Source organism: Desulfobacter sp. UBA2225, from assembly GCF_002348205.1.
Taxonomy (GTDB): Bacteria; Desulfobacterota; Desulfobacteria; order Desulfobacterales; family Desulfobacteraceae; genus Desulfobacter; species Desulfobacter postgatei.
In genome coordinates this window covers 1-3,405 of the sequence record NZ_DDYV01000193.1, presented here as the reverse complement: position 1 = coordinate 3,405, position 3,405 = coordinate 1, and the positions used below count along the sequence as shown (strand labels likewise).

3 protein-coding genes are annotated in these 3,405 nt (G+C 51.8%); all 3 read left to right on the top strand.

The features are described 5' to 3' along the window. The first annotated feature begins 328 nt into the window (after positions 1-328). Positions 329-1,594, top strand: a complete 1,266-nt coding sequence (gene gabT, locus B3D59_RS09825) for a 4-aminobutyrate--2-oxoglutarate transaminase (protein WP_286819413.1) — start codon at positions 329-331, stop codon at positions 1,592-1,594. Beyond that, complete coding sequence (locus B3D59_RS09820; protein WP_286819410.1) at positions 1,588-3,042, top strand: NAD-dependent succinate-semialdehyde dehydrogenase; 1,455 nt, start codon at positions 1,588-1,590, stop codon at positions 3,040-3,042. Before gabT ends, B3D59_RS09820 begins: the two co-directional genes overlap by 7 nt. 76 nt (positions 3,043-3,118) lie before the next feature. Further along, a partial coding sequence (locus B3D59_RS09815) for a hypothetical protein (RefSeq protein WP_286819409.1) occupies positions 3,119-3,405 on the top strand: 287 nt, incomplete at its 3' end.

Here is a 3,405-nt window from a genome sequence, read left to right as displayed (position 1 = left end):
TGTCCTCATGCTGTGTCTCTATGACAAGGGAGAGGCTTGCCAGGGTCGGAACAGCCCAGATCAGAACCAGTATCAGGTGTATGGTTGCTCTTCTCATTTTTTTTCCAAATATAGGGGGGTTTTATATTCCGGGATTTTGAAAATCTGCCAAGATGTTTTTTCACACTACCTGTTATTAAAACCCTTCGTCAAGAAAGAAAGTCGGGTTACGGTCAATACCATGAAAAAAAGTTTTTCGTATGGTTTTGAAGTTAGGCACGAATTATGCTTTACATGCTGTCGTATTTGTTTTGTGCTCAACCCGACAAACAGTCAGAAAGGATAAAAAATGACTTGTATTGATGAGATTCAGACGCTTAGAAACCAGGTAATTCCAAACGGTCATGCCTCCGGTACCACCTGCTATGTTGATTCGGCCAAAGGGGCCATTATTACTGATGTTCAAGGCAAACAATATATTGATTTTGCCGGCGGCATTGCCGTGATGAACGTGGGTCACAGTCACCCCAAGGTGGTGGCTGCCATTAAAGCCCAGGCCGAAAAATTCACCCACACCTGCTTTATGGTGAATCCCTATGATGTTGCAGTACGTCTGGCCGATCGGCTGTGTAAGATCACTCCGGGTAGCTTCGATAAAAAAGCCCTTTTCGTTAATTCCGGGGCAGAAGCTGTTGAAAACGCAGTGAAAATCGCCCGTTATTATACCAAAAGACAGGGTGTTGTGGTGTTTGACGGCTCCTACCATGGCCGTACCTATCTCACCATGGCCATGACCAGTAAGGTAAAACCCTATAAATGCGGATTCGGTCCCCTGGCCCCTGAAGTATACCGGGCCCCGTTTGGTGATTTTAAGGCTTTTACCGATTTTTTTATCACCGGCATTAACCCTGAAACTACTGCAGCTGTCGTCATCGAGCCCATCCAGGGGGAAGGCGGGTTTATTGCCCCGCCTGAGGACTTTTTGCCCCAGGTGGCACAGTTCTGTAAAGACTACGGCATTGTTTTTATTGCTGATGAGATCCAGTCCGGCATGGGCCGGTCCGGCAAGATGTTTGCCGTTGAGAATTTTGGTGTGGAGCCGGATTTGATGACCGTGGCCAAAAGTATTGCGGCGGGTATGCCGTTGAGCGCGGTGGTGGGCAGAAAAGAAATCATGGATTCTGTGCATCCCGGCGGTTTAGGCGGCACCTATGGCGCCAACCCCGTGGCCTGTGCCGCCGCCCATGCGGTACTGGATATTTTTGAAGAGGAAAACCTTCTGGAAAAGGCGCAAGCCCTCGGCGAAAAACTTGGCGCAACCTTTGGTGCCTGGACACAGAAATTTAATCATGTGGGTGAGGTTAGAGGTATTGGCGCCATGCGGGGATATACCATTGTCAATGCCGACGGCACCCCTGACGCGGACACGGCCAAAAAACTGTCGGCGTACTGTTTTGACAACGGTTTGATCACCCTGGTCTGTGGTATTGAAGGTAATGTCATCCGGGTGTTGATGCCCCTGGTCATTGAGGATGATCAACTGCAAAAGGGACTGGATATCATGGAAGCGGGGTTGGTCAGCCTGGCCGGCGAACAAAAGGAGTCAACATGTTAAAATTAAAAAATTTAGATCTCCTTTGCCGACAGTGTTTTATTCAGGATGAGTGGGTAGACGCGGACAGCGGCAAAATCGTTGACGTCATCAATCCCGCCACAGGTCAGGTTCTTGGTGCGGTTCCTTTTTGCGGTGCAGATGAAACACAACGGGCTATTAATGCGGCCAATGAAAGCCTGGATGCCTGGCGGTCCAAAATAGCCGGGGAACGCTCGGCCATCTTGCGAAAATGGCACGATCTGCTTATGGAAAACCAGGAGGATTTAGCCGTGATCATGACCGCTGAACAGGGCAAACCCCTATCGGAATCCCGGGGAGAGATTTCCTATGCTGCCGGCTTTTTTGAATGGTTTGCCGAAGAGGCCAAACGGGTATACGGGGATGTGATTCCCCAGACCGTGGCCTCACAGCGCCTGGTGGTGATCAAACAGCCTGTGGGGGTGGTGGCTGCCATTACCCCGTGGAATTTCCCCAGTGCCATGATCACCAGAAAGGCTGGCGCAGCCCTGGCCGCCGGTTGCACCATGGTGGTGAAGCCGGCAACCGCTACCCCTTTTTCCGCACTGGCCATTGCAAAACTTGGGCAGCAGGCAGGCGTTCCCAAGGGGGTGTTTAATGTGGTGACCGGTTCATCTTCCGCCATTGGTGGGGAACTTACGTCCAACCCCATTGTCCGTAAATTGACCTTCACCGGCTCCACCGAGATCGGTAAAAAGTTGATGAGGGACTGTGCAGGTACCATGAAGCGACTCTCCATGGAACTGGGCGGAAACGCCCCGTTTATCGTGTTTGACGATGCTGATATTGATGCCGCCGTGGAAGGTGTCATGGCTTCCAAATACCGCAACTCAGGGCAGACATGCGTGTGCACCAACCGGATATATGTCCAGGCCGGCGTGTATGATGAATTCTGCCGGAAGCTGACAACGGCCGTGGAAGGCCTGAAGGTGGGTAATGGATTTGATGACGGGGTTCAACAGGGGCCGCTTATTGATATGAGTGCCGTGGAAACCGTGGAAAGCCATATCAAAGATGCCGCAAGCAAGGGCGGTAAAATTCTGACCGGCGGTACACGCCACGCTTTGGGAGGCAGCTTTTTTGCCCCCACCGTTGTTGCGGATGCCACCGATGATATGCGGGTGGCCAAAGAGGAGACCTTCGGTCCCCTGGCCCCGGTTTTCAAGTTTGATACGGAAGAAGAGGTGCTCCGCAAAGCCAATGATACGGAATTTGGTCTGGCCGCCTATTTCTACACCAAAGATCTGGGCAGAACCTGGCGTATCGGCGAAAAGCTGGAATATGGCCTGGTGGGTATTAATACCGGTCTTATTTCCAACCCGGTGGCTCCCTTTGGCGGTGTCAAAGAGTCGGGTAACGGCCGGGAAGGCTCTAAATATGGGCTGGACGACTACCTGGAAATCAAATACATGTGTATGGCAGGTATCTAAGATAACACAGGAATAATCGCCCCATGACGCTGAAANNATTACCTATACTTACACCCAGACGATCAGCCGCCACACGGTGGAGAATTACCAGCAGGCCCTGACCAAAGAGGCGGCCAAGATGATCCGGATGTGGCTGGATCACCGGTTTAAGCTCATTAATGCGTTGGCGCGCACCCTGGAAGATCTCTATCTGACGCAAGGGCAGGACCCAAGACCTATTTTGAAAATGACCATGGCGGCCGGGAATTTTTCCGATGTTTACCTGGGGCTTTTTAACGGCACCATGATCGATGGGGCCAACTGGTATGCCCCGGGGGATTATGATCCCCGGACCCGGCCCTGGTACAGGCGGGCCATGGAAGA

Bases quoted from the DNA above. Each gene is read 5' to 3' on its own strand.
- gabT (WP_286819413.1), top strand. From the start codon at position 329: ATGACTTGTATTGATGAGATTCAGACGCTTAGAAACCAGGTAATTCCA.
- B3D59_RS09820 (WP_286819410.1), top strand. From the start codon at position 1,588: ATGTTAAAATTAAAAAATTTAGATCTCCTTTGCCGACAGTGTTTTATT.